26 protein-coding genes are annotated in these 26023 nt (G+C 64.8%); 13 read left to right on the top strand and 13 right to left on the bottom strand.

Features of this window, described 5'->3' with window-relative positions; translation table 11 throughout:
• Window positions 1-33: 33 nt before the first annotated feature.
• Together CT3_RS07350 and CT3_RS07345 are read left to right on the top strand one after the other, a co-directional pair.
• Window positions 34-1089 carry a TerB family tellurite resistance protein gene (locus tag CT3_RS07350; protein ID WP_066535574.1) on the top strand — a complete coding sequence of 352 codons (1056 nt, stop codon included), beginning with the start codon at window positions 34-36 and terminating at the stop codon, window positions 1087-1089.
• Window positions 1090-1328: 239 nt separating this feature from the next.
• Window positions 1329-1964 (top strand): DUF938 domain-containing protein, encoded by a 636-nt coding sequence (locus CT3_RS07345; protein WP_066535577.1) that lies wholly within the window; start codon window positions 1329-1331, stop codon window positions 1962-1964.
• A 53-nt stretch (window positions 1965-2017) separates the two neighbouring features.
• Here CT3_RS07345 and CT3_RS07340 read toward each other — a convergent pair whose 3' ends face one another.
• Window positions 2018-3733 carry a tannase/feruloyl esterase family alpha/beta hydrolase gene (locus CT3_RS07340; RefSeq protein WP_066535579.1) on the bottom strand — a complete coding sequence of 572 codons (1716 nt, stop codon included), beginning with the start codon at window positions 3731-3733 and terminating at the stop codon, window positions 2018-2020.
• A gap of 223 nt (window positions 3734-3956) precedes the next feature.
• On the opposite strand from CT3_RS07340, the gene CT3_RS07335 reads away from it, so the two are divergent.
• From CT3_RS07335 to CT3_RS07315, 5 genes are all read left to right on the top strand, one after another.
• Window positions 3957-4418: an SRPBCC family protein gene (locus CT3_RS07335; protein WP_066535582.1), complete on the top strand. Its 462-nt coding sequence runs from the start codon at window positions 3957-3959 to the stop codon at window positions 4416-4418.
• 66 nt (window positions 4419-4484) lie between these two features.
• Window positions 4485-4898, top strand: a complete 414-nt coding sequence (locus CT3_RS07330; RefSeq protein WP_225608564.1) for a DUF6152 family protein — start codon at window positions 4485-4487, stop codon at window positions 4896-4898.
• A 6-nt stretch (window positions 4899-4904) separates the two neighbouring features.
• Window positions 4905-5381, top strand: coding sequence for a hypothetical protein (locus CT3_RS07325; protein ID WP_066535584.1), 477 nt, complete (start codon window positions 4905-4907; stop codon window positions 5379-5381).
• Between the two features lie 81 nt (window positions 5382-5462).
• Window positions 5463-5969 (top strand): GNAT family N-acetyltransferase, encoded by a 507-nt coding sequence (locus CT3_RS07320; RefSeq protein WP_066536209.1) that lies wholly within the window; start codon window positions 5463-5465, stop codon window positions 5967-5969.
• Window positions 5970-6007: 38 nt separating this feature from the next.
• The gene (locus CT3_RS07315) at window positions 6008-6418 is read left to right on the top strand and encodes a VOC family protein (protein ID WP_066535586.1); all 411 of its coding nucleotides are present in this window, start codon (window positions 6008-6010) and stop codon (window positions 6416-6418) included.
• 126 nt (window positions 6419-6544) lie between these two features.
• Here the strand turns inward: CT3_RS07315 and CT3_RS07310 are convergent, their stop codons facing one another.
• The 4 genes from CT3_RS07310 to CT3_RS07295 all read right to left on the bottom strand — a co-directional run bounded on the left by CT3_RS07310 (window position 6545) and on the right by CT3_RS07295 (window position 9593).
• The gene (locus tag CT3_RS07310; RefSeq protein ID WP_127446190.1) at window positions 6545-7129 is read right to left on the bottom strand and encodes a hypothetical protein; all 585 of its coding nucleotides are present in this window, start codon (window positions 7127-7129) and stop codon (window positions 6545-6547) included.
• Complete coding sequence (locus CT3_RS07305) at window positions 7129-7887, bottom strand: C39 family peptidase (RefSeq protein ID WP_083520415.1); 759 nt, start codon at window positions 7885-7887, stop codon at window positions 7129-7131. The genes CT3_RS07310 and CT3_RS07305 overlap by 1 nt, the downstream gene beginning before the upstream one ends.
• Window positions 7888-7959: 72 nt before the next feature.
• A complete protein-coding gene (locus tag CT3_RS07300; protein WP_225608562.1) occupies window positions 7960-8328 on the bottom strand; it encodes a hypothetical protein in 369 nt (122 codons plus the stop codon).
• A 95-nt stretch (window positions 8329-8423) separates the two neighbouring features.
• Complete coding sequence (locus CT3_RS07295; RefSeq protein WP_083520395.1) at window positions 8424-9593, bottom strand: hypothetical protein; 1170 nt, start codon at window positions 9591-9593, stop codon at window positions 8424-8426.
• Window positions 9594-10221: 628 nt separating this feature from the next.
• Here CT3_RS07295 and CT3_RS07290 point away from each other — a divergent pair.
• The 6 genes from CT3_RS07290 (at window position 10222) to murI (ending at window position 16194) form a co-directional block, all read left to right on the top strand.
• Window positions 10222-11646 (top strand): hypothetical protein, encoded by a 1425-nt coding sequence (locus CT3_RS07290; RefSeq protein WP_066535597.1) that lies wholly within the window; start codon window positions 10222-10224, stop codon window positions 11644-11646.
• A 10-nt stretch (window positions 11647-11656) separates the two neighbouring features.
• The gene (locus CT3_RS07285; RefSeq protein WP_083520396.1) at window positions 11657-13030 is read left to right on the top strand and encodes a sigma-54 interaction domain-containing protein; all 1374 of its coding nucleotides are present in this window, start codon (window positions 11657-11659) and stop codon (window positions 13028-13030) included.
• A gap of 228 nt (window positions 13031-13258) precedes the next feature.
• Window positions 13259-13855, top strand: a complete 597-nt coding sequence (locus CT3_RS07280) for a hypothetical protein (RefSeq protein WP_066535600.1) — start codon at window positions 13259-13261, stop codon at window positions 13853-13855.
• A gap of 159 nt (window positions 13856-14014) precedes the next feature.
• Entirely contained in the window at window positions 14015-14545 is a 531-nt protein-coding gene (locus CT3_RS07275) for a hypothetical protein (RefSeq protein WP_225608561.1), read from the top strand.
• Between the two features lie 10 nt (window positions 14546-14555).
• Window positions 14556-15137 (top strand): GNAT family N-acetyltransferase, encoded by a 582-nt coding sequence (locus tag CT3_RS07270; RefSeq protein ID WP_066535602.1) that lies wholly within the window; start codon window positions 14556-14558, stop codon window positions 15135-15137.
• 142 nt (window positions 15138-15279) lie between these two features.
• On the top strand, window positions 15280-16194 hold the full coding sequence (gene murI, locus CT3_RS07265) for a glutamate racemase (protein ID WP_066535604.1): 915 nt from the start codon (window positions 15280-15282) through the stop codon (window positions 16192-16194).
• A gap of 147 nt (window positions 16195-16341) precedes the next feature.
• On the opposite strand, the gene CT3_RS07260 is transcribed toward murI, so the two are convergent.
• The 8 genes from CT3_RS07260 to CT3_RS07225 all read right to left on the bottom strand — a co-directional run bounded on the left by CT3_RS07260 (window position 16342) and on the right by CT3_RS07225 (window position 25923).
• Complete coding sequence (locus CT3_RS07260; RefSeq protein ID WP_066535606.1) at window positions 16342-16887, bottom strand: M48 metallopeptidase family protein; 546 nt, start codon at window positions 16885-16887, stop codon at window positions 16342-16344.
• 79 nt (window positions 16888-16966) lie between these two features.
• Window positions 16967-17602, bottom strand: a complete 636-nt coding sequence (locus tag CT3_RS07255) for a DUF6806 family protein (RefSeq protein ID WP_066535611.1) — start codon at window positions 17600-17602, stop codon at window positions 16967-16969.
• Window positions 17603-17937: 335 nt separating this feature from the next.
• Entirely contained in the window at window positions 17938-19068 is a 1131-nt protein-coding gene (gene pbpG, locus CT3_RS07250) for a D-alanyl-D-alanine endopeptidase (protein ID WP_066535617.1), read from the bottom strand.
• A 269-nt stretch (window positions 19069-19337) separates the two neighbouring features.
• Window positions 19338-21005, bottom strand: coding sequence for a 2-isopropylmalate synthase (leuA, locus tag CT3_RS07245; protein WP_066535620.1), 1668 nt, complete (start codon window positions 21003-21005; stop codon window positions 19338-19340).
• Window positions 21006-21234: 229 nt separating this feature from the next.
• Window positions 21235-22110 carry a CDP-diacylglycerol--serine O-phosphatidyltransferase gene (gene pssA / locus CT3_RS07240; RefSeq protein WP_066535628.1) on the bottom strand — a complete coding sequence of 292 codons (876 nt, stop codon included), beginning with the start codon at window positions 22108-22110 and terminating at the stop codon, window positions 21235-21237.
• A 232-nt stretch (window positions 22111-22342) separates the two neighbouring features.
• Window positions 22343-23359, bottom strand: a complete 1017-nt coding sequence (ilvC, locus tag CT3_RS07235) for a ketol-acid reductoisomerase (RefSeq protein ID WP_066535630.1) — start codon at window positions 23357-23359, stop codon at window positions 22343-22345.
• Window positions 23360-23481: 122 nt separating this feature from the next.
• On the bottom strand, window positions 23482-23973 hold the full coding sequence (gene ilvN / locus CT3_RS07230; RefSeq protein ID WP_066535634.1) for an acetolactate synthase small subunit: 492 nt from the start codon (window positions 23971-23973) through the stop codon (window positions 23482-23484).
• A gap of 162 nt (window positions 23974-24135) precedes the next feature.
• Complete coding sequence (locus tag CT3_RS07225) at window positions 24136-25923, bottom strand: acetolactate synthase 3 catalytic subunit (RefSeq protein WP_066536215.1); 1788 nt, start codon at window positions 25921-25923, stop codon at window positions 24136-24138.
• Window positions 25924-26023: the final 100 nt, after the last annotated feature.

Genomic DNA, 26023 nt, shown 5'->3' with positions numbered 1-26023 from the left:
CCATCTGGACCCCTTCACCTACCTGGGAACACCATGACCTCTGAAGACATTCGCGCCACCCTGACCATCTGCCTTCTGGCATCCTTCGCCGATGGCGAGAAGCACGATCGCGAGCGCGAACAGATCCGCCAGGTGGCCGAAGGTCTGGCCGGTGACCAGCAGGTGAACCTGCCCGGCCTGTACCAGGATGTGCTGCTGCGCCGTGTGCAGCTGCCCGCTGTGCTCGCCCAGCTCTCCACCCCCGAAGCGCGCCAGTTGGCCTATGAAATGGCGGTCTGCGTGTGCGAGGCCGATGGCCACACCAGCGCCAAGGAGCAGGACTTTCTGGCCCAGCTGCGCCAGGCCTGGGGCATGGGCGCCAGCGGCACCGGCAACGCCAGCAATGCAGCCACCGCAGTGGCCGGCTATGCGGGTGCCGCCAGCAGCTTCGACAGCCAGGCCCAGTCCGTGGCGGACGCCCCGCTGAATGCACAACTGCCTGACGTGGACACCCTGCCCTCGCAGGAACCGGTGCCCCACCCCACGGCGGTAGACCCGCTGTGTGCGGCGGCACAGCGCCGTCCCGGGAACCTGTCCGCCACCGAGATGGACAGCAAGATTCTGAAAACCGCCATCCTGAACGGCGCCATCGAGTTGCTGCCGGAAAACCTGTCGACCCTGGCCATCATTCCGCTGCAGATGCGGCTGGTCTACCAGATAGGCCAGAGCTACGGCTACGAGCTGGACAAGGGCCACATCAAGGACCTGCTGGCGGCGCTGGGCGTGGGTCTGACCTCGCAGTACCTGGAAGAGGCCGGTCGCAAGCTGCTGGGCGGCCTGCTGGGCAAGGCCGGCAAAGGCATCTTCGGCAGCCTGGGCAAACAGGCCGTGAGCAGCGGCATGAGCTTTGCCAGCACCTACGCCTTGGGCCATGTGTCCAACCAGTATTACGCCGGCGGCCGCACCCTGAGCACCGAGATGCTGAAGAGCGCCTACCAGCATGTGATGCGCGATGGCCGCCAGCTGCAGGCACATTACCTGCCCCAGATGCAGGAAACCGCACGCGGGCTGAACACCGCCAAGATCCTGCAGATGGTGCGCGGCGGCTGAAGGCTGCCAGGGCTCGGCTGCGGCCATGGCATGGCCCGTCGCAGCCAGGACTGCAGCCATGTCCGCTTGGATACGCGGACAGGAAACCGGTCGTGCGCGCTCCATGCACTGCATCTGTATACGGCCCCGGCACACTTATGCGGCAGGACGACAGGGCCACAGCGTCATAGGGCCATCGGTCGCCCAGGCGTTTTGGCACGGACAATGTCTCTTCCCGACACCCCGCCTCTCTCTCCCGCATGCATCCGTTCACTCCCCACCCCGACACGCCCGCCGAGCGCCCTTTCTCCCAGGCCTGCGCCAACAACCAGGCGCCCATTCTGGCGGTGCTGGAGCAGGCCTTTGCCGATCGGCGGCAGGTGCTGGAAATCGGCTCGGGCACCGGTCAGCACAGCGTGTACATGGCTCCCCGCCTGCCGCAGCTGGTGTGGCAGACCAGCGACCTGCCCGAGCACCATGCGGGCATCCTTGCCTGGCATGCCACCCAGCCCGCCACCAATCTGCGTGCGCCGCTGGCCTTTGATCTGCACAGCAGCTCCTGGCCGCAGACAGCCGACGGTGCATTCGACGCGGTGTTCACCAGCAACACCTGCCACATCGTGGCCTGGCCGCTGGTGGAGCGCATGTTCGCGCTGGTGGGCGCCCATCTCCCCACGGGCGGCGTGTTCGCCGTCTATGGCCCGTTCAACTACCGCGGCCAGTTCACCAGCGACAGCAACCGCGCTTTCGATGCCTGGCTGCGCCAGCGCGACGCCGCCAGCGGCATCCGCGACCAGGAAGCCCTGCAGGCACTGGGCAGCCTCCATGGGCTGGAGCTGGTGCAGGACCATGCCATGCCGGCCAACAACCGCACGCTGGTGTTCCGCAAAGGCTGATGGCCGGGCCCGCACCACCGTCGCCGGAGGTGGTGCGGAGGTGGGAGAAGTGCCTATTCGCTCACGCAGCGAAAGTTGGCGGCGGCGTTCACATCGCCGCTGCCGTTGTAGCGTGGCCAACCGGGGTATTCGCACAGCGGACGGGTGCGGCCCGGCAGCCCCACGGTGTCTTCCACCACCTGCGCCTGCGGGGCCTGGCCCTGTGCGACCCAGGCATCCAGCACCGCCAGACTGTCCCATGCGGCGTTGTAGATCCCGCTGACCGCGTGGCCATACCCCGGCACCTCGTAGTAGCGAGCAAAGTCGCGCACCGCCGCCCGGCCCATGCTCTGCACCATGCGCTGGTAGTACTGCTGCGTGGCCCGGGTGCTGACCAGCACATCGGCCGTGCCGTGCGCCATCAGCAGCTTGCCACCGCGTGCGCGGAAGGCGGACAGGTCCGTGCGGTTGATGTCCTGCAGCCGGGTCAAGGCATCGATGCGCGCCTGCCACGGGCCGGGGGCCTGCGGATCCAGCGTCAGGCTGTTGAACTGCGCATCGCGCGTGACGAAGAAGCGCACCCACTGGTCCCAGAACACGCTGTGATAGGGCGCCGTCAGCGGCATCGGACTGCCAGGCTGGCCGGTACCCAGCGCCAGCAGCGTGATGGTGGGCGCTTGCGGCGTGCCACGCGCCAGGCCCAGATCGGCCCCCCAGAGGTTGAAGCCGGGATACTGTGTCTCGCCGCTGCCCAGCGGACGGCTGAAGGTGATGGGGCTGTCCATCACCTTCAGCGCCGCGATCTGCGCATCGGCCAGGCAGTGGTCGCCCGCAGCGCGCCCGCCTTCACAACGCAGCGGCTTGCCATCCACCAGGGCGGTGGCCGGGTCGAACTGGCGGTTGCAGGCGGCCACGTTGGACACCACGCCATCCTCGACTCCGTCGAGCTTGTCGCAGGTCTGGAGCGCAGCACGCAAGAGCTGCGCACGCTGTGCCTGACTGGGATAGGCCCCGGGCTGGGCCAGGGCGCGGGTGATACGGCCAAACTGCAAATCCAGTGCCGCAGCGTTCCAGGCCGGGTACCAGGCGATCACGCCATCAAAATCCTTGGGCCAGCGCTGTGCCACGGCCAGGGCTTCACGCCCGCCGGTGGAGCCGCCCACGAAATACCAGCGCGCAGGCAGCTTGCCGTAGTGCCAGCCAATGAGCTGGGCCGCCACATCGCGGGTCTTCTTCAGGGCATCGCCGCTGAAGTTGCGCACCGCCTCGTCGTTGGTGCCGAAGCTGCCGTCGCGGCTGGTGGTGGCCCCGGCCTGGTGACCGGAATCGCTGGAAAAAGTGGCATAGCCCTGGGCCAGCGGCACCGGCGTGCGCGCCGGTCCGGCCGCGTAGTTGCCCGTCATGCTGGGGATGGTGCCGTTGTACCCGCCGCCGCCGCCCATCAACGCCTTGCCGTTCCATTGCTGCGGCAGATTGAACTGCGCCTTGATCATGGGTGCCGCCGGGTCCACCGGACGGATGTCCACCAGCAGCTTGCAATAGGCCCCCACGGCGGCAGCGCCCTCCCCGGCTGCTGCCACCTCCTGCGCCTGGGTGACCTGCGCGCCCTGGGTGGCCAAGCCGATCTGCCCGGCCGGCACCTGCTTGCCTTGCAAGGCGCTGCATGCCAGCGGCTGGGCCGGCAACTGCGGCGGCGCCGTGCCGCAACCTGCCAGCAGCAGGCCCATGGCCGTCACCACCAGCCCACCACCGTAGCTCCCCCGTATTCCCGTTGCAAAGTCCACCGCCATGTCGCCTCCGCCAGATGTGAAAGGAAAAAGTGCGGCAGCCATTATTCGGGCGCACGGCCCTGTCACCAGGGCCTCTGGGGCTGGCCTGCGGGAATGTCTGCACATGGTTTTCCAGCATGGCGCCGCACTGCAGCAAACCCGTACCGCCAGCAGGCATGAGGGATGTGCCGGTGCCGCAGGCGCTCTACCATGGAGCCATCCTGCAAACCGGAGGACCGCTGCCATGACACAACGCCTGTACTTTGCGGTGACCATCGCCGCCCCGCGCAGCAAGGTGTGGCTGACCATGCAGTCACCAGACGGCTACCGCGACTGGACGTCCGCCTTCTGCGAAGGCTCCACCTACGAAGGTTCATGGGAGCAAGGCGCCAGAATCCGTTTCCTGGCGCCCAGCGGCGATGGCATGACCTCCGAAATTGCCGAGCGGCGCGAAGGCACCCTGCTGTCCATCCGCCATCTGGGCGAGATCCGCCAGGGTGTGGACGACACGCACAGTCCCCAGGTGCTGGCCTGGGCTCCGGCCTACGAGAACTTCCACCTGCGCGATCTGCCTGCCGGCGGCACCGAGTTGCGGGTGGAAGTGGACACCGTGGCCGACTATGTGCAATACATGCACGACACCTACCCGCGCGCGCTGCAACGGCTCAAGGCCTTGTGTGAGGCGCAGGAAATGCACGCAAGCTGACCCATCCCCCGCACGGCGCAGTCCGTGCCCCCGCTCGCTCACCCTACCGTCTGCAAGGAGGCTCCGATGACCCCATTGCCCCACGACACCGGACCGCAGCGCCGCCTGCAGCCCCTGTCCCGCCTGGCCGCGGCCACTGCGCTGCTGCTGGGCACAGTCACGGCCCAGGCACACCATGGCTGGTCCTGGGCCGAAGGCGAACAGATGACGCTGCAAGGCCAGATTGCACGCATTTCCATGGCGCCGCCCCACCCTGTGCTGACCGTCCAGGCAGCCGATGGCGGGCGCTGGCAGGTGGACCTGGGCAATCCGTCGCAGACCGAGCGCTCGGGTTTTACCGGCAACACGGCACAGGTCGGCGACGCCATCACCGTGCGCGGCAACCGCAGCAAGGATGCCCAGGCACTGCACATGAAAGCCGTGCGCATCACCGTAGGGGGTAAAAACTACGACATGTACCCCGAGCGCATCCAGGACTGAGCCCCCATGCCCCCGGCATTGCTGCAGGTCCTGGAGGCGCTGTCCCTGTGGCCTGGCGCACGCTGGCTGCAGGCATCTGGCACGGCCTATCTGTGGGTGAATGCCGCCCACATCCTGGGCCTGGGCTTGCTGGTGGGCGCCATCGTGCCGCTGGATCTGCGCCTGCTGGGGCTGTGGCGCCAAGTGCCCTTGGCTGCATTGCGGCCGGTGTTGCAGCCCATGGCCGCCCTGGGTCTGGCGCTGGCGCTGCTGACCGGTCTGTGGCTGTTCAGCGTGCGCCCGGTGGATTACGCCTTCAACACCGCTTTCCAATGCAAGCTGGCCTTGCTGGTGCTGGCCCTGGGCAATATCGCCTGGCAGCATGGGGCGGTCGGCTGGTCGGCCCGCGCGCAGCACGCTGCGGCGGTGCGCTGCCGTGCAGCCCTGTCGTTGCTGCTGTGGCTGGCCATGGTGCTGGCGGGGCGCTGGATCGGCTTTCTCTGAGCCGCCGCCCCCTGCTGGGCGGCACAATGCACGCTTGGTTCTCTGTCACTGTCCACCGCATTCATTGCCTTGCGTTTTGCCATGCCCCGTTTTTCCATCCGCCCCGAAACTGCCGCTGATGTGGACGCCATCGACCGCATCACCCGTGCCGCTTTCCAGCACCACCCGCACAGCGACCAGACCGAGCACCTGATCATTGCGCGCCTGCGCGCGGCGGGGGTGCTCACGCTGTCGCTGGTGGCAGAGCAGAATGGGCAGATGATCGGTCATGCGGCCTTTTCGCCGGTCACTTTTCCCGGCACCAGTGCGGGCTGGTACGGCCTGGGACCGATCGCGGTCGCTCCCCACAGCCAAGGCCAGGGAGCAGGCGCCGCCCTGGTACAGCATGGGCTGGAGCTGCTGCGTGCCCGGGGTGCCGCCGGCTGTGTGGTGCTGGGAGAGCCTGCCTACTACGGCCGCTTTGGTTTTTCCCACCGTGCCGATTGCGTTTTTGCCGGCGCCCCCGCGCCCTACTTTCAGGTACTGGCTTTCGGGAACAGCCAGGCATCGGGCGAGGTGGCCTACCATGCGGCATTCGCCCCCGACTGAACCGGGGGCACAGCACCAACACCATGCAGGAACACCCCATGCAACTGGGATACACCATCATCTACGTGCCCGATGTGGCCACCTCACTCGATTTCTGGCAGCGGGCCTTCGGCCTGCGCCTGCGCTTTGTGCACGATTCCGGCACCTATGGCGAGCTGGACACCGGCGCCACCACCCTGGCCTTTGCCGCCCATGCGCTCGGGGACAGCAACTTCCCGGGCGGCCATGTGGCAGCCCACTCGTCCCCCCAGCCCCTGGGGTTTGAAATCGCCCTGGTCACGGCCGATGTGGCGGGCGCCCATGCACAGGCCCTGACCGCAGGTGCCACTGAACTGTCGCCGCCCACAGCCAAGCCCTGGGGGCAGACCGTGTCCTATGTGCGCTGTCCGGACGGCACGCTGGTGGAGCTGTGCACACCGGTGGCGAGCGGCAACGCCGAGCAGGCGTAGCGATACCCCCTGGCTTGCCTGCGGACCTGATGCCAGACGCGGCTTGCGGGCAGGAAGGCAGGACCTTGTACATGGCACGGACCCGGCCAGCACCGGGCGCGCGCAGCTCCGGTGCCATCAGTACCCTCAGCGCATGCCGCCCACTGCCCCCATGCTGTCACGCAGCGTCTGCTGCCACTGGCCAGCACGCAGCAACCCCATGCCGTTGGAGCTCGCATCGATGGTGGTCAGCTGCTGGATGCGCTGGCCGCTCAGGCTGTTCTGGATCACCGTCCCCGCTCCCGCTCCAGCAATCTGGCTGACCAGCGCACTGCCATCGGCCGGGCTCTGGATCGCGCCAAAACGGTTACCAGGGCCGTTCTGCACCACCGTCAAGGTATTCAACCGCTCGCGCAAGGTGGCGGCCTGGGCGGACGTGAGCTGGTTCAGCTGGGTCAGCGAGATCGCGGTCTGGGTCACCAGCTGGCCGTTGATGTAGGTGGCTTGCTGGATGCCCAGCGAGACCATCAGCCCGCCGCCCACATCGAAACCGCCCCGCATGCGGTCCAGCTGCGCGTCGGGCACCGTGTGCCAGATCTGCTCTCCCGCCCTGGAGGGGCCGGCAGATGCCCGCACCGTGGTTTCCGGAATTTCCTGGGCCGGCAGCGCAGGTGCGGCCGCCGCCAGCACCAGGCTGGCCACGCACCATGCAGGAAGGTGTTGGAGGGACATCAGAAGTCTCCCACGCCATGCTTGGGCAAGGTGATGGCGCTCAGGCTGTCGCGGCTGAGGCCCTGCGCCAGCGGACTGCGCGGCGCCACCTGCCAGTCCTGCGCCAGATTGAACTGACCCTGGCCGATCCGGTTGTGGATCACGAACAGCAGGCGACTGGGCCACACGGCGTCAAACTGCGTGCGCGACATGGCGCGCGTCCCCTGGGCGGGGTCGCCCAGCAGCACACGGTCTTTTTCCAGCCCCTTGACCACCACGAAGTGCTGGTAGCCGTTTTCATTGATCAGCACAATGGCCGGCGTACGCGCTTCGGCCAGCTTTTCCAGCCCCAGGGCAAAGCCATCGGCCTGCATGCCCCATTGCGCCAGATAGCGCTTCATGTCCAGCAGCGAAAAGCCTTCCTTCTGAATCTTGGCCTGGTCTCCCGTCGCAAACATGTACTCGAACACCGCCTGCTCGGTGGTGGCCATGCCGTAATGGTGGGTCAGCAAGGTGGCCAGGGCCGCCGAGCCACAGCTGAAGTCGTACTGCTGGATCAGTGTGCGGGCCAGGCGGCCATCCCGCAAACTGGTGATGGGCAGGCGCACGCTGCCTTGGCCCAGCGATGCAAAGTAGGCGTAGCCCTGGCCGGCGTCAGCAGGCGCAGCGACGGCAGGCTCGGCCGCCTGCGCCGTCCCTGCGGCAATCAGGCCGCAAGCCAGCCCCAGCCCCCGGCGGAAGCCGCGAAAACCCGGCGCCTGCTGCCCCGCGCGCAGCATGGCCAGGAAGAACAACGAGGATGGTGCGGGCATGGCAAGCTCCCCCGGCAATGAAAGCGCAGTGCGCGCGGTTCACTGCATTTGCAAATTGACGATGACGGCGTTCTGGATCAGCACATTGGCGCCCGAGTTCTGGATCACCACCGGCAGGCCGGTCATCTGATCGAAGGAACCGGCTTCGATGGCGTTGCTGCCGGTGATCACGTTCTGGGCACTGTTGCCACTGGTGGTCCCGGTCAATGTCATCTGGTTTTCGGTGTGAAAAGATCCACCGCGCGCATCGGCCAGCTGGCTGGCTGGCACGGGCGTGCCGAACGCCGACTCCGCGGCGGACGCACCCACGACCGCCAAAGGCTCTGCCCCTGCGGGCAATGCCGTCACTCCATACAGCAGCAGGCTGCAGACCCATGGCCAGCACCGGTGCGAAATCGAGACCCACATGGCGGCTCCTTTCACTGGGGACAGAGTGTCGAACTGCCGCAACACGCCCCTGAAATGGCCGCCAGGCCATCTCAGGGGGTTGCAGCCGCTGCGCGTTAACGACCCACGGCCAGATTGGCCTGGACGTTCACACTTTGCTGTACCATGGAAGACAGACCGCTGTTCTGGCTGGCGATCATGATGCCGGCGGCCGACTGGCCGACGCTGGTCATGGTGTTGGCCATGCTGAAGGTGCCGGCGTTCACGCGGTTGGTGCCGCCTGCGCCGCCGGAGCCGCCTGCGCCGGTGCCGCCGGTGCCGCCATGGGCGGTGTTGGTGGCGCTGCCTGCACCACCTGTGCCGCCCGTGCCGTTGCCGCCATTGCCGCCGTTCCCTGCGGTGGCCGAGCCATTGCTGGCACTGCCCGAGGTCGCACTGCCATTGGTGGCGCTGCCACCGGCACCACCGCTACCGCTGCCTGCAGTACGGGTGCCTTCCCCACCGGTGCTGATGGGCGAGCCGCCACCGGCCGTGGCCGAGCCTGCGCCACCCGATGCTGCACCACTGGAGTTGTCGGCCGCACCACCCGTACCCAACAGGCCACCGCTGCCACCCGTGGCGCCAGCGCTGCTGCCAGCACCGCCGCCGCCAGCACCGGCTGTGGTCGTGGTGGAAGCGGGACCGCCGCTGTTGGCGCCGCCTGCTCCGCCGCCATTGCCCGAAGCACCGTTGCCGGCTCTCGCACCCTGGTTGTTGGCGGCGCCTGCGGAGCTGCTGCCGTTGGACGCACTGCCGCCCGTGGCACCCACCGCACCGTTGCCGGTACCGCCGGAGCCGCCCTGGCCGTTACCGGCTGCCGTTCCTCCGGAGCCCGCACCACCTGTGCCGCCGTTGCCGGTACCGCCATTGGCATTGCCTGCATTGGTCGCCCAGTTGCCGATATTGCTGATGGCATTGCCGGACACATAGCCGGTCAGGTTGCTGCTGGCCACGGCCGTGGTGACATTGAACGCGTTGCTGAAGTTGCCGGTGGCGCCGTTGTTCAGCGCGACAGAACGCGCAGCACTGGCGGTGGCAGCGCCGGAGTTCTTGTTGATGCTGTTGTCTGGAGTGCGCGTGGTGGTGGTGGTGGTTGCGGTGTTGGTGGTGCTGGAGTAGTCCTCATTCATCGTGCTGTTCGATGTGTTGTTGCCCAGCACCGTATCCTGATCCGTGGTGTTGGCCATGACCGCGCCGCTGGCACCCAGCAGCACAGCCACAGCAGTGGCCATAAGTGTCTTTTGCATACGTCCTCCGAAATAGGGAAAAAGGAATGAAAACCGACTAGGAGTGATTTGCGCAGGCGCAGATCGAAGGTCGCTTAGCAGCTTCTATGCCAGTACTCACTGCGCTGAAATCGCTTGTATAGCCTGATGCAGGTTCGATCTTTTTTGTTTCTGGTTGTAGAAGATTCCCGCACCCACAACAGCCTTCCACAAGGGCGCGCACCACCGTTCCGGTCTGTCACATGGGTGTGACATGGCATGCCAGCCACCCGACTTTTCCTGCATGCCAACGGCATGGCACAGCACCCCGCACGGCCCGCATTCAGCCCATGCATTTCCCTTTATGGATACGCCATATCGATAGGAAAATCACATAAACCACACCGTCACGTGCATGTGACATCCGACCTGCGCTGGGCCCGAAATTGCGCTTCTCAGGAGCCCTCGCCAGGCCCCGGTGCTGCACGGCTGCGACACCGCGGTGCAGCATGCAAAGATTTCCTGAACACCCGTTACGTTCGCTTGCAGCAGGCAGCTTGCCGCTTGTCGGGACGTCTTCCACACTGCCTTCGAAATGCCTGGACGGAAAAGGCGGTGGCCGCTGCACAAGGCATCCGAGCAAGTCGATTGCGTACCGAGGAGACAATCCATGCCGAGCCTGCATTCCGCGCTGAAACCGCGCATCTACGGTGCGGCATGTCTGCTGCCGCTGCTGAGTCTGGCGCCGGGATACACCCTGGCACAAAGCACCGATGCACCGGCATCCTCCACGTCTGAAAACCTCAGCAAACCACGTGCCACCAAAAGCCGCGCGCCTGCACCGACACGTGCTCCGACACTGACGCAGCAGGTGCAGTTGCTGCAGTCACGGCTGGAGGCACAGGCACAGGAAATCCAGGCCTTGCGCGAACGACTGGACACACAAGTTTCCCAGCACGATGAGCTGCAGCGCCAGATGCAGGCCCAGCAAGGCGGCGCCACCGCGGTCGCCGAGGGCGGTTACCGGTCGCCATCGGCAGCCAATGCGGTACCTGCCGCCACCGCCGCCGTCGGCATGGCACCACCCGATCCCGGGGGCCGCGCCGTGCGGGTGGGCACTGCGCCACCGGAGCCGGAAGCGCCGCTGCAGGTGGCCCAGATCTTCGAGCAGCCCGGCATCCTGACCCAACCCGGCCACTACGTGCTGGAGCCCTCGGTCCAATACGGCTACTCCTCCAGCAACCGGGTGGCGTTGGTGGGCTATACCGTGATTCCCGCCCTGCTGATTGGCCTGGTCGATGTGCGTGAAGTCAAACGCAATACGCTGACCATGGCGCTGACGGGCCGCTTCGGTCTGACCAAGCGCCTGGAAGGCGAAATCCGCATCCCCTATGTGTCGCGGCGCGATGACTCCATCAGCCGCGAAATCTTCACCGGCTCCGCGTCGGAACGCGCGTTCAGCAACCGTGGCAACGCCATCGGCGACGTGGAACTGGCACTGCGCTACCAGTTGAACGAACCGCAGGCCAACAAGCCCTATCTGATCGCCGGCCTGCGCTTCAAGACCCGCACCGGCAAAGACCCCTTCGATGTGGTGACCGACTGCGTCACCCGCTGCATCGGCAACACCACCGGTACCGGCATGCCGCTGGAGCTGCCCACGGGCTCCGGCTTCAACTCCCTGCAGACCAGCCTGACCTGGCTGCTGCCATCGGACCCCGCCGTGTTCTTCGGCAGCGTCAGCTACACGCACAACTTCGGGCGCAGCGGCGTCTCGCGCACCGTGCTCAATGGCGAGAAGGAATACATCGGTTCGGTCAAGCCCGGCGATGTGCTGGGCATCAACTTCGGCATGGGCCTGGCGCTCAATGATCGCTCGTCCTTCAGCCTGGGGGTGGAGCTGAACACCGTGGGACGCACCAAGCAAAACGGCACAGCCCTGGCCAATGCCGTGCGCATCCAGCTGGCCTCGCTGCTGCTGGGCTATTCCTACCGCTACAGCCCACGCACCACGATCAATGTATCGGTGGGCGCAGGCCTGACCCGCGACACCCCCGACCTGTCCCTGAGCGTGCGCGTGCCCATGTCGTTTTAAGTGATGGAGCATGCAGGTTAAAAAAGTTCTGACCCTGACCTGGGGACTGCCCGACCCGTCCCCGCTGCTGTGTGCACTGCACCATCTAGGATGGGAGGCTGTCTGGGTCAGCAATGCATCCGATGCCCGGCAAGCGCTGGCGCAGCAGCCCATCCAGGCGGGGCTGCTGCTGCTCGGCCCGCACACCGGCAGCAGCACAGGGCATGGCCCCCTGTCCTGGACGCATCTGGAATCGGCCGTCACCAGCATCCAGCGCCTGCAGCCGCTGGAATGGGTGGCCTTGTGCGATGCCAGCGCACTGGAATCGGCCGCGCTGCGCACCCTGCTGCTGGAGAGTTTTTTCGACTACCAGCTGACGCCCCCCGACTGGGCTGAAGTGGCCCGCGTGCTGGACTACCTGTACCGCCGCAGCGAGCTGCGGCGCAGCCTGCAAGCACCATCCACGCCCGCAGCCGGGGAAGCCACGCTGGGCATGGTCGGCCACAGCGCCGTGCTGGCACAGCTGCGCCTCAAGCTGCGCAAGGTGGCAGCCAACCATGCACCGGTGCTGATCAGCGGCGAAAGCGGCAGTGGCAAGGAGCTTGCAGCACGTGCCATCCACGACAGCTCCGACCGCTGCACCGCCCCCTTTGTGGCGGTGAACTGCGCGGCCATTGCACCCTCCTTGATCCAGTCCGAACTGTTTGGCTACGAAAAAGGGGCCTTCACCGGAGCCACGGCCCGCAAGCAGGGGCTGATCGAAGCGGCCCATGGCGGCACCCTGTTTCTGGACGAGATCGGTGATCTGTCGCTGGAGCTGCAAGCCAATCTGTTGCGCTTCCTGCAGGAACGCAGCATCTACCGCGTGGGAGGCTTGAACAGCGTGGCGGTGGACGCCCGCGTGGTGGCCGCCACCCATGTGCAGTTGCAGCATGCGGTGAGCCAGGGGCGCTTTCGGGAAGACCTGTTCTACCGCCTGAATGTGCTGCCCATCGATGTGCCACCGCTGCGCGCACGGAGGGAAGATGTGGTGGTGCTGGCCCAGCATTTTTTTGCGCTGTGCGGTGGCCACAGCAGCACCCGCCTGCATGGGTTTGCCCAGAACGCACTGGCCGCCATGGCGGCGTACGACTGGCCCGGCAATGTGCGGGAGCTGTACAACCGCGTGCAGCGCGCGGTGGTGATGAGCGACAGCCGCTGGATCAGTGCCGCCGATCTGGGCCTGTCCACCCCGGAACCGCTGGTGGGCATTGGCCTGGAAAATGCCCGCACCCAGGCAGAGCGTGAAATCATCCAGAGCACGCTGACCAAAGCCGGCCACAACATCACCCAGGCGGCGCGCGATCTGGGCGTATCGCGCATGACGCTGTACCGACTGATGGACAAGCACGGCATCGTGATCTGATGCACCCATGCAGGTCATGCTGATCTCGCAGGTCATACCGAGGTTCCTGAGCGCCTTCCGACATGGCTGTGCACCGCTGCGGCTTCCCCGCTGTTCCGACTCGGTCCATTCCTCAGTGGCGCACGCCCCCTGTTCAGGCGGGCGAGCGCCGGGTCTGGGCCTTGGCTGCTGGATAATAAAACCATAGCATCTGCTTGGTAGCGCACAGCATAGAGAGGCATTTTTGGCATGAGACACGGACTCTGGGCCCCCGGAACCCCCACGCGGCAGAGATGGCTGATCGGTGTGTTCCTGCTGGTGATGCTCAGTGCCCTCATCCCCATTTTCTCGCGCAGCTTTGTGCCCGCCTCCGGCTGGTCGCGCACCGCCTTGCTGCTGGCCGTGCTGTGCACCAGCGCGGCATGCGGTCTGCTGTGGTACTGGTTCCGGCTAGGTCTGTGGACGCCTGCGGGCCCTTGGCTCAGCTACAGCCCCGTCAAGCGCTGGACCCTGGCCCCGTTGTGTGTGGGATTCTTTCTGTTGGTGCTGTGGCTGGATCTGGCCATGACGGCCCCTATGCTGCTGACCCGCTGGACCGGTGAGGAAGCCAGCCGCAGCACACAGGTTCAGAAAAAGCGTGGCTCCGGCCGCCGCAGCTGCCACCACCAGCTGCAGCTGGCCGACACCCGTTTCTGGCTGTTCGAGTTCTGCGTGGACAGCGATGCATTCGACCAGTTGCCCGAAGGGCCGCTGCCCGCCATGGTGCTCAGCCGCCGCACCGCCCTGGGGGACTATGTCTATGCCGTGCGGCTGCACGCACCGGAACACCCCGACAGCGCTCCCTAGGCCGCAGCCACATGCATGTGGCGTGGAGCGTCATGCCGCATACTCGGACGCTCCACCTGTTTTGATCTTTTTCGGGCGCATGCCGGCCGCGCAGACCGCGCTGGCGGCAATGGCAGCACTGCCGGCACCATCCCAACCCGTTTGTCCTCTCACTGTTCCATGCATGTTTTTCTGTGGCCCTTGATGGCCTTGTCCGCCACCGGCTTGGTACTGAGCTTTTCCCTGCACCTGGCCGCCTGGACAGGCCACATGCCCGGGCTGCTCCAGCCCCTGGCCCGGGAACATGCAAAGTTGCTGATCGGCGGCATGTTTGCGGCCTGGGTTCCGGCGGTGCTGATTGCCCAGCGCATCAGCCCCGGTGGGCGCAAGCAGTTTTCGTGGCAGCGGGTGCTGGCGGGCTGCCCGTTGTGGATGCGTGTTGCCATCGGCCTGCTGTTTGCCTATGCCTTTGCCAACTTCTTTGTCAGCATTGCAAAGGACAAGACATCCGAATGGGGCAGTCTGCGCGCTTTCACCGGCCATGGCATGCTGTTCTATGCCGTGGCGCTGTGCATCTTCTATTCCGCCTGGCGCATGCCGCACCTGCTGCGGCTGCGCCAGTGCCCTCTCGGCCATGCCGTCGACCACCAGCACCAGTTCTGCCCCAGCTGCGGCGCCAGCGTGCCAGACGATCCCGACACCCCGACGTAAGCCTTGCCCCATGCCACCGCACACTGCCCGCTTTGCCCAACAGCCCCAGGTCCTGCTGACCGCACGCCTGCGGCTGCGCCCCTGGCAACCGGCTGACTGGCCGGCCTTTGCGGCGCTGACGGCCGATGCCGAGGTGATGCGCCACTTTCCTTCCCCTTTGAGCACCGCGCAAAGCAATGCCCTGGCCGATGAGATCAACCGGCGCATCGCGCGCCAGGGTTGGGGCTTCTGGGCCGTCGAGCACCTGGAGACGCGCCAGTTCATCGGTTTTGTGGGACTGAACGTTCCCAGCGCAGACCTGCCTTTTGCGCCCTGCGTGGAAATCGGCTGGCGCCTGGCCCGCCCCTGGTGGGGCCAAGGCCTGGCCGCTGAGGCCGCCCGCGCCGTACTGGACTTTGCCTTTGGCCCATTGCACCTGCCCGAGGTGGTGGCCTTCACCACCATCGGCAACCAGCGCTCGCAGGCGCTGATGCAACGCCTGGGCATGCAGCGCGATGCCGCCACGTTCGAACACCCGGCCCTGGCGATAGGCCACCCGCTGCGCACCCATGTGCTGTACCGGCTGCAGGCACCGGGCAGCGGTCCGCGGTAAGCGCACGCCAGCACCCACTCACCACCCGCAGGCCAGACATAGTCCGCCCTGCGCACCGGCCCATGGGCCAGCCTTGTCTTCATCCCCCTCGGCAAGCGTGCATACTGCCGTGTTCCGAACGCCACGCACACCGTCCCCCACCATGGTCTCCTCCCCGCTTTCCACCTCCCCCGCCCCCATCGGTGTGTTCGACAGCGGCATTGGCGGCCTCAGCGTGCTGCAGGCCTTGCGCCATGAGCTGCCCCACGAACAGTTCGTCTACCTGGCCGACAGCGGCAATGCCCCCTACGGCGAGCGCGGCGATGCCTTTGTCATCGCCCGCACCCGCACCGTGGCGCAGCACATGCGGCGGCATTACGGCATCAAGGCGCTGGTGATAGCCTGCAACACCGCCACGGCGGCTGCGGTGGAGCTGCTGCGCGCCGAAATGCCCGATCTGCCGTTGATTGGGGTGGAGCCGGCCCTCAAGCCCGCCTCGCTGTCCAGCCAGACCCACCAGGTGGGGGTGATCGCCACGCGCGGCACCGTCAACAGCCAGCGCTTTGCCCGCCTGGTGGCCGAACACGGCGGCCGCGCCCAGTTCCATGTGCAGGCCTGCGACGGTCTGGCCCGCGCGATCGAAGTGAGCACGGAAGCACCGCCCCCCGAAGATGCCAGCGCCACCGAGATCAGAGCCCTGTGCGCGCGCTACACCGGCGCCCTCGGCACCTTTGGCGTCAAGACCGGGCAGATCGACACCCTGGTGCTGGGCTGTACCCATTACATCTTTGCCAAGGACGATCTGCGCGCCCTGCTGGGGCCCGAGGTGCAGCTGGTGGACACCGGCGCCCCCGTGGCACGGCAGACCCGCCGCATCCTGGCCCAGGCCGGCACGCTGGCACCGGAGCCGGCCAGCGCCCACCCCGATGCACTGGCCGGCCCCGCGCAGATCCAGCTCATGACCACCGGCCAGCTGGGTGCACTGCAGTCCGCTGCCCTGCGCTGGCTGGACCTGCCGGCCCACTGCTGCCGCACGGTCGATGTGCCGCTGCATACGCAGCCCCTGCCGACGCGCTGAGTGATGGCCCTGCCGGCGGAGGGCACACGCCTGTAGTGAAGATTCAGGCTGTCGATGGCCTGCAGCAGGCCCCACACGCCACGCCGTCCATGGCGCCAGCCCGGACTGCGGCATGCACCGCGGCATCAGGTGCTGGAACGGCTGCGATCAAGCCAGGTCGGTTTCTCCACCCCACAGCTTGTCACCGCCCACCTCCACATGGCTGAGATAGACACGCACCTCGAATTCGTACTGGTGGTAGTTCGGCTCCATGTAGGTGCACAGCTTGTAGAAGGCCTTGTCATGGTCCAGCTCGCGCAAGTGGGCCAACTCGTGCACGGTGATCATGCGCAGAAAGGCCTCGGGAGCCTGGCGGAACAGCGCGGCGATGCGGATTTCATGGCGGGTATTCAACCGGCTGCCTTGCACCACGGAGCGGCGCGTGTGCGTGCCGAGTGCATTGCGCACGATGTGCACCTTGTTGTCGTACACCACCTTGTGGATGGTGCCGGCCTTGCGCAGATGGTCATTCTTCAGATCGTCCACATAGCCATACAAGGCCTTGTCGGTACGCAGCTGGTGGGCGTGCGGATGCCGGCGCAGCAACCAGTCGCGCACGCCCTGGGGCTGGGCCATCAACGCACGCACCTGGTCCTGCAGCGTCGCCGGGTAGGCCGACAGATAGGGCAAGGGGGTGAATGCGGAAGTGGTCATCTCACAAACGGCCACCGGCTGTAGGGCACCTGGTACAGGCGCCATGCAGCCGGTGGATCCAAGACAAAAAAACGAAAGATCAGTGCAGGTGGCGCGGACGGCGGCCGTTGCCACCATGACCGCCTGCGGCGCCCCCGCTGCCAGGGCCGCGCGGTGGCTTGCCTAGCTCCAGCGAGTTCACCAAGCTGTCAAAGCGCTGCGTGAACAGCTTGTCGATCTCGCCCACTACGCCGCCCAGCTCGCTGGCGTCAAAGTGGCGCTCCATCATGTTGATCACGTCCTGCACCAGCAGATCGCGCTGCACCTGCATGATGGCGGCCGGGTTGGGGCCGACGAACAGCATCACGAAGTCGTCGCGCGACTGGGTGCCGGGCGCCTCTTCCTCTTCGTCGAACTCGGCGTCATAGAACGTCACCTCGATGGCTGCGCCCTGCTCGGCCAGCTCGTTCAGGCCCATGCACATATCGTCCAGCGCCTGGCGGAAATCCTCGTCACCCGACACCGTCCAGCACATCTGCAGCACATGCTCCTTGGCATTGAACTGGATGCCGGGCTCCTCGTCATAGGAACTGCTGGCGCCATCGGTCAGCGAGCGTGCGCCGGCATAGGCCCACAGCGGCTTGAGCGCTTCTTGCAGCTGCTCGAATGTGACATCGGCACGCACCACCACCTGGCCGTGGACGTGAATTTCAAAAGGGGCGTTGTAGCTTGTCATGTTCGGTCCGTGTTGGCCCCGGCGCGGACGCCGGGGATGGGCATGCAGGACGGCTTGTTCGTCTGGTTGTGTGCCTGCAGCGCACTAATGCCCTATTTTCGCACGCTCGCCCGCACCTGCGGGTGGTGGTGGTAAGTGCACGGGCAGGCTGTGCATCCCTTTGAACGCCCCCACACTCCCAAATCAAGAGCAGCCAACCACCTCATGGATTGGGGTAAAGGCCGAATCGGGCAGCAACACAACGCTCTCCAGTACCGTTGTGCAGCGCACAAAAAAGGGACCTTGCGGTCCCTTTTCGGAGGAGCTACCTGTGCACTGCAGCACGGGCGCCTGGCTCAGCCCTTGATGTGGGCGGCCGTGGTGGTGCGTGCTGCGTGGGGGCCCATGGACTCCACCCAGCTGCGCACGCGCTCGGCGTCGCCCAGGCGGCTGAAACGGCCGGCCGAATCCAGGAACACCATGATCAGCTTGCGCCCCGAGACCCTGGCCTGCATCACCAGGCAGCGGCCCGCTTCCGAGATGTAACCGGTCTTTTGCAGACCGATGTCCCAGTTGTCGCTCTTGACCAGGCGGTTGGTATTGTTGAACTGCATCATGCGGTTGCCCACCGCCACCTCGAAACCGGGCGACGTGGACAGCTCGCGCAGCAGCGGATCGGCATGGGCCACATTCACCAGCACGGCCAGATCATGGGCACTGGACTGGTTGCTGCTGGACAGGCCGGTCGGCTCGATATAGCGGGTATCGTTCATGCCCAGCAGCTTGGCCTTGGCATTCATCTGGCGCACAAAAGCCTGCAGGCCACCGGGATAGCTGCGGCCCAGGGCATGGGCAGCGCGGTTTTCGCTGGACATCAGCGCCAGGTGCATCATCTCGCCACGCGTCAGCGTGGTGCCCACCCGCAGGCGGGAGCTGCTGTGCTTTTCGGTGTCCACATCATCCTGGGTGATGGTGATCTGCTCGTCCATGGGCAGCTTGGCTTCGGAGATCAGCAAGCCCGTCATCAGCTTGGTCAGCGAGGCAATGGGCAGCACCGCATGGTCGTTCTTGCTCAGCAGCACTTCCTTGGTGTCCTGGTCCACCACCAGGGCCACACTGGACTTCAGGTCCAGTGGATCGTTCACCATGTGCAGGCCGGCAATCTGGCCAAAGGAAGGACGGGCCACTGCGGCGGCCGTGGCCACGGCAGCCGTCGCGGCAGCGGCACGCACCGGGGCCTTGGCGCTGCGGGCGACCTTGCCACGCGGAGCAGCTTTGGCCACCACGGCCTTCTGGCGTTCGACCTTGACCACCACACGCTTGCGGGGCTCGTCCTTGGCTGCGGCGCGCTTGGAAGCCGTAGTAGACACTTGCTTCTTGGCAGGCTGTTTGCTGGGGGCCGCCTGTACGGACAACGCACAGGAAATGGTGAGAAAAGCCAGTGCTTGGGCAATACGGCCGTGTGCGGATCGGCTGGGGGGATGCATTCAATGCTCCAGGCGGCTAAGAAATTGGGATGCTGCAGCGCAAAAATACAAGTAAATCAGTAACTTGCACTCAAGTCCGCATGACGTTTATCAAATTATATTCTTGGTACAAATTTTTGCATCCTGTTTTTTTGTAAAACCGAAGCGCACACTTCGCATACAGACTGGTTGCCCACGTAAAAAAGCCCTGCCAGGCAAAAATGGCAGGGCTTGACAGAGGGTTATAGACCACTGGCCATTCCCTCCGTCCGGGGCCCATCTCAACAGGATCAGGCGGCCACAGGCTGCCCTTGGGGGGCACGGCGCAGGCCCGACAGAATGGCGCGGATCGAGGCGGAAACAATGTTGGCATCCTTGCCCACGCCGTGCACCACCTCGGAGTCATCCACCCGCACTTCCACATAGGCAATGGCCTGGGCATTGGCACCCTCACCCACAGCGTGTTCGCTGTAGTTCAGCACGCGCACGGAACGGCCCACGGCATTGCTCAGTGCCTGCACAAAGGCATCGATCGGGCCGGTGCCTTCACCTTCCAGCTCCAGGCGCTGGCCTTCCCAGTCCATGGCGGCCGACAGGGTCACCACACCATCGTCTTCCTGCAGCCGGTACTGGGGGGTACGGAAATCGCCCAGACCGTATTCACGCTGGAACAGCGACCACAGGTCGGCAGCGGTGAGTTCCTTGCCCGAAGCGTCCATCTCGCGCTGCACCACCTGGCTGAATTCGATCTGCAGGCGGCGGGGCAATTGCAGGCCGTATTCGCTTTCGAGCAGGTAAGCGATGCCGCCCTTGCCCGACTGGCTGTTCACGCGGATCACGGCTTCGTAGCTGCGGCCCAGGTCCTTGGGGTCGATGGGCAGATAAGGCATGTCCCAGATCTCGCCATCCCGGTATGCGGCGAACGCTTTCTTGATGGCATCCTGGTGCGAGCCCGAGAACGAGGTGTAGACCAGATCGCCCACATACGGGTGGCGTGGGTGCACGGGAAGCTGGTTGCAGTGCTCCACCGTGGCGCGGATGCCGTCGATGTCGGAGAAATCCAGCCCCGGGTTCACACCCTGGATGTACATATTCAGGGCCACATTCACCACGTCCAGGTTGCCGGTGCGCTCGCCATTGCCGAACAGGCAGCCTTCCAGGCGATCCGCACCCGCCATCAGGGCCAGTTCCGCCGTGGCGGTGCCGGTACCGCGGTCATTGTGCGGGTGTACCGACAGCACCACGCTGTCGCGGCGCTCGATGTGGCGGTGCGTCCACTCCACCATGTCGGCAAAGATATTGGGCGTGGAGTGCTCTACCGTGGTCGGCAGGTTGATGATGCACTTGTTCTGCGGTGTGGGCTTCCACACGGCGGTCACGGCATCGATCACGCGCTTGGAGAATTCCAGCTCGGTGTCCGAATACATCTCGGGCGAGTACTGGAAGGTCCACTTCGTCTGGGGGTAGGTGGCGGCAATGTCCGAGAACATCTGCGCATTGGTGGTGGCCAGTTCGACGATTTCGTCTTCGCTCATGTTCAGCACCACACGGCGCATCACGGGGGCCGTGGCGTTGTAGAGGTGGACGATGGCACGGGGCACGCCTTCCAGCGCTTCAAAGGTGCGGCGCACCAGGTGTTCACGCGCCTGGGTCAGCACCTGCACGGTGACGTCATCGGGGATGCGGTTTTCCTCGATGAGCTTGCGCATGAAGTCGAATTCGATCTGCGAAGCCGAAGGGAAGCCCACTTCGATTTCCTTGAAGCCGATTTTCACCAGCTGTTCGAACATGCGGATCTTGCGTTCGATGTCCATGGGCTCAATCAGCGCCTGGTTGCCATCACGCAGGTCCACGCTGCACCAGACCGGTGGCTTGGAGATCACCGCATCAGGCCATGTGCGGCCGGTCAAGCGCACGGGAGCGAAGGGGCGGTATTTGGTGGCGGGATTCTGCAACATCGAAGAGATCTTTCTTTAGTGACTCAAGAAAAGTGGCCTGCTTCCCAGCGACTTCAAAAAACAAAACGGCCCGTCGCTGGTGCTGACGGGCCGTGGAAGTAGGTGGTTGTACGCGCGCGCTACTGGCTCTGCCCGTTGGACATGAAGATTAGTAGAGCTAGCGACAGGTTTTGCATGCGAGTCACTTTAGCACAACTGGCACGGCACAGCCGCATTTTTTTGGTAACGATCAATCATCCTGGTGCAGACCGCGCTCGTCCGGTTCGTCCTTGGACGTGGAGACGATGCTGACCTGGTGGCCCTGCGAGCGGCGCCAGACGTAGATCACATAGCCGGAGATCGAGTAGCCCACGAAGATCAGGAACAGCATGGTGGCAGGCTCGATGCTGACCACCCCGATCAGCAAGGCCACCACCACCAGACTCACAAACGGCACGCTCTTGGCGCCGCCGATGTCCTTGAAGCTGTAGTAGGGAATGTTGGTGACCATGGTCAGGCCGGCGAACAGGGTGATGGCGAACATGATCCACGACAGGTCGGCGCGGTCCGTGGGGTAGCCGCCAAACCAGGAAATCACCTCACCGAAGATGGGCACATCGCGGTGCGACACCATCAGCGCACTGGTCAGCCAGATGAAACCCGCCACCAGGGCCGCGGCAGCAGGCGATGGCATGCCCTGGAAGTAGCGCTTGTCGACCACACCCGTGTTCACGTTGAAGCGCGCCAGGCGCAGCGCCGCACAGGCGCAGTACACAAAGGCCGCAATCCAGCCCCAGCGGCCCAGCGGGCGCAGCGCCCACTCATAGGCGATCAGCGCCGGTGCAGCGCCGAAGGACACCATGTCGGACAGCGAATCCATCTGCTCGCCAAACGCGCTTTGCGTGTGCGTCATGCGCGCCACGCGGCCGTCCAGGCTGTCCAGCACCATGGCGCAGAACACGCCCACGGCCGCCAATTCGAACTGGTTGTTCATGGCCATGACGATGGCATAAAAGCCTCCAAACAGCGCAGCCAGCGTAAACAGGTTGGGCAGCACATAAATACCCTTGCGCAGCCTGCGCGGCTTGACGGCCACGGCGTCGCCGGATTCGTTCTCGTTTTGCATCAAACTGATCTCCTACGCCACAACCGCTTTCACGGGCAGCTATCAAAACCATAGTATTTTAGGCGCATGCCTGTGGCAGCGCGCGACGGAGTGCAGTGTACCCGTGCTGCGGCAGCCCGCAGCAGCCCATGGCCGCAGCCTGCCATACGCATAAAAAAAGCCACCTTTGCAGGTGGCTTGGCCGTGCACCGGATCGCCCGCTGCCTTGCGGCAGCAGGCGGGTGCAGCGCGATCAGTTCTTGGACTGGTCGACCAGCTTGTTCTTGGAGATCCAAGGCATCATGGAACGCAGCTGACCACCGACCTGCTCGATGGCATGGTCTGCGTTCTGGCGACGGCGTGCGGTCATCGAAGGATAGTTCAGACGGCCTTCGCTGATGAACATCTTGGCGTATTCACCGCTCTGGATGCGCTTGAGGGCGTTGCGCATGGCCTTGCGGGATTCTTCGTTGATGACTTCGGGGCCGGTCACGTACTCACCATACTCGGCATTGTTCGAGATGGAGTAGTTCATGTTGGCGATGCCGCCTTCGTACATCAGGTCGACGATCAGCTTCAGCTCGTGCAGGCATTCGAAGTACGCCATTTCGGGGGCGTAGCCGGCTTCGGTCAGGGTTTCGAAGCCCATCTTCACCAACTCCACCGCGCCGCCGCACAGCACGGCCTGCTCGCCGAACAGGTCGGTCTCGGTTTCTTCCTTGAAGTTGGTTTCGATGATGCCACCCTTGCCGCCGCCGTTGGCCATGGCATAGGACAGGGCCACGTCACGGGCCTTGCCGGACTTGTCCTGGTAGATGGCGATCAGGGAAGGCACGCCGCCACCCTTCAGGTATTCGGAGCGCACGGTGTGGCCTGGGCCCTTGGGGGCGACCATGATCACGTCCAGGTCGGCACGGGGCACCACCTGGTTGTAGTGCACGTTGAAGCCGTGGGCGAACGCCAGGATGGCGCCTTGCTTGATGTTGGGCTCGACGTTGTTCTTGTACACCTCGGGGATGTTCTCGTCGGGCAGCAGGATCATGACCACGTCAGCGGCCTTCACGGCGTCGTTGACTTCCATGACCTTCAGGCCGGCCTTGCCGACCTTGTCCCAGGAGGCGCCGCCCTTGCGCAGACCGACCACGACGTTCACGCCGGATTCGTTCAGGTTTTGCGCATGTGCATGGCCTTGGCTGCCATAGCCGATGATGGCCACGGTCTTGCCCTTGATCAGGCTCAGATCACAGTCTTTGTCGTAGAAAACTTTCATGGTTGGCTCCAGTTGCTTGTTGGGGTAGGTGTTGGGTCGAAAAAAGGGGATTGTGTACGACCAGGCTTACAACCCGGTCATGGCCGCGTCAGCAGCGCTCCACAGATACAGGAATACAGGGTTTAGACGCGCAAGATGCGTTCGCCGCGGCCGATGCCGCTGGCACCGGTGCGCACGGTTTCCAGAATGGCGGTGCGGTCGATGGCCTGCAGGAAGGCATCGTTCTTCGACTGGTCGCCGGTCAGCTCCACGGTGTAGCTTTTTTCGGTGACGTCGATGATGCGGCCACGGAAAATGTCGGCCATGCGCTTCATCTCTTCGCGCTCCTTGCCCACGGCGCGCACCTTGACCATCATCAGCTCGCGCTCGGTGTAGGCGCCTTCGGTCAGATCGACCACCTTCACCACCTCGATCAGGCGGTTCAGGTGCTTGGTGATCTGCTCGATGACGTCGTCCGACCCGGTGGTCTGGATGGTCATGCGCGACAGCGACGGATCTTCCGTCGGCGCCACGGTCAGGGATTCGATGTTGTAGCCGCGGGCCGAGAACAGGCCGACCACGCGCGACAGGGCTCCGGGCTCGTTTTCGAGCAGCACGGCAATGATGTGTTTCATAGGTCCAGATTCCTCTTTTCGCCGCCCTCCCCCGACACCGGTAAGTGCCAGGCTTGGCGGACAATAGATTCGTCAATAAAAAGTGGCTTGCCGTAGCGGCACGCTGCCATCCTCCAGGAACCGGCGCTGCGTGTGCAGCCACCCGGTTTTCCGGAGCAGGGCTTACAGGTCGTCGGCGCCCAGCAGCATCTCGGTGATGCCCTTGCCGGCCTGGACCATGGGGAAGACGTTTTCCGTCGGATCGGTGCGGAAGTCCAGGAACACGGTCTTGCCCTCTTCACGCACGATGCGGCGCGCTTCCTGCAGCGCGGATTCGACCTGGGCCGGATCTTCGATCAGCATGCCGCGGTGGCCATAGGCCTCGGCCAGCTTGACGAAGTCGGGCAGCGAATCCATGTAGCTGTGGCTGTAGCGACCGGAGTATTCGATCTCCTGCCACTGGCGCACCATGCCCAGGAAACGGTTGTTCAGCGCACAGATGACCACCGGCGTGTTGTACTGGAAGCAGGTGGCCAGCTCCTGGATGTTCATCTGGATCGAGCCTTCGCCGGTGATGCAGAACACCTCGGATTCGGGCTTGGCCAGCTTGATGCCCATGGCGTAGGGCAGGCCCACCCCCATGGTGCCCAGGCCACCGGAGTTGATCCAGCGGCGCGGCTCGTCAAAGCGGTAGTACTGTGCAGCCCACATCTGGTGCTGCCCCACATCGGAGGTGATGTAGGCGTCGGCATCCTTGGCCAGGTTCCACAGCGTTTCCACCACGTACTGGGGCTTGATGACGTTGCCATTGCCACGGTCGTACTTCAGGCAGTCGCGGTCGCGCCAGCCTTCGATGGTGCTCCACCACTGTCCCAGGGCCGCCGCATCGGGCTTGGCAACACCTTCGCGGATCATGGCGATCAGTTCGGTCAGCACATCCTTGACGTCGCCCACGATGGGCACATCCACCTTCACGCGCTTGGAAATGGAGGAAGGATCGATGTCGATGTGGATGATCTTGCGCTCCACCGACATGAAGTGCTTGGGATTGCCAATCACGCGGTCATCGAAGCGGGCGCCCACGGCCAGCAGCACATCGCAGTTCTGCATGGCGTTGTTGGCTTCGATGGTGCCGTGCATGCCCAGCATGCCCAGGAACTTGCGGTCGCTGGCCGGATAAGCCCCCAGGCCCAGCAGGGTGTGGGTGACGGGGTAGCCCAGCAGGTCCACCAGCTGGCGCAACTCGTTGCAGGCATTGCCCAGCAACACGCCGCCACCGGTATAGATATAGGGGCGCTTGGCGGTCAGCAGCAGTTGCAGCGCCTTGCGGATCTGACCGGAGTGGCCCTTCTTCACCGGGTTGTAGGAGCGCATCTCCACGCTCTGCGGGTAACCGGTGTACGTCGCCTTCTTGAAGGACACATCCTTGGGGATGTCCACCACCACGGGACCGGGACGGCCGGTGCGGGCGATGTGGAAGGCCTTTTTCATGGTGGCCGCCAGATCGCGCACATCCTTGACCAGGAAGTTGTGCTTGACCACCGGGCGCGTGATGCCCACGGTGTCGCATTCCTGGAAGGCGTCGGTACCGATGTAATTGGTGGAGGTCTGGCCGCTGATCACCACCAGAGGGATGGAGTCGGTGTAAGCGGTGGCAATGCCGGTGACCGCATTGGTCAGGCCGGGGCCGGAGGTGACCAGCGCCACGCCCACTTCACCCGTTGCACGGGCAAAGCCGTCTGCCGCATGCACGGCCGCCTGTTCGTGGCGCACCAGCACATGCTGAATCGTATCTTGTTTGTAGAGTGCGTCGTAGATGTACAACACCGCACCGCCGGGGTAGCCCCACAGATGCTGGACGCCTTCGGCCTGCAAGGCCTTGACCAGAATTTCGGCGCCCATCAGTTCCTGGGTGCCCGCCTGTGTGGAAGCAGCCGCTGCAGAAGACAGCTCGGCCTTGGAGATTTCCATGATCAACCTTTGTGAATTTCTCTAACGAAAAACCTTGGGTGCCCCTGGCCGCCTCCTTGTGGGAGTGGTTCAGGACTTAGGACCAAGGACATGGGCGACA

Source organism: Comamonas terrigena NBRC 13299 (assembly GCF_006740045.1).
Lineage (GTDB): Bacteria > Pseudomonadota > Gammaproteobacteria > Burkholderiales > Burkholderiaceae_C > Comamonas > Comamonas terrigena.
This window is presented reverse-complemented; position numbering and strand designations above follow the sequence as displayed.